The sequence below is a fragment of the Streptococcus sp. HMSC076C08 genome (assembly GCF_001810825.1).
GTDB lineage: Bacteria > Bacillota > Bacilli > Lactobacillales > Streptococcaceae > Streptococcus.
The window spans coordinates 1-368 of the sequence record NZ_KV802699.1 but is presented as its reverse complement, the minus strand read 5'-3'; the positions used below and the strand labels follow the sequence as shown (position 1 = coordinate 368).

Here is a 368-nt window from a genome sequence, read left to right as displayed (position 1 = left end):
GGAGTAAAGGTGACGGTGCCATCTGGTGAGATTACATAAGCTCCTTCACCTGGAACGACTTTTTCAGTTGTTCCATCTTCAAAGGTTGGCGGAACTGTCAGATCGACATCACCTGTAAAGTTTGGTTTACCAGTCTGAGTTTGACCTTTAAGACCTTCTGATGTCGCATCACTCACTTGTGTTTGTCCAAGGACAGTTGGTGAGTAGTGAGCAGTAACTACATTTCCATACATATCCAAACGTTTCACAACCAATCCTTTAGCTGTACCAACAAAGTCTGGTTCTGGAGTAAAGGTAATCTTACCATCTTTATCAATTGTATAACTTCCTTCACCCGGAACAATCATAGTCGTGCTACCATCCTCAAA

The 368-nt window shown here is 42.4% G+C and carries 1 protein-coding gene; it reads right to left on the bottom strand.

Annotated features, from left to right (window positions below; translation table 11 throughout):
• The coding region (locus tag HMPREF2766_RS00005; protein ID WP_261676395.1) for a hypothetical protein at window positions 1-368 on the bottom strand (368 nt) is incomplete at both ends.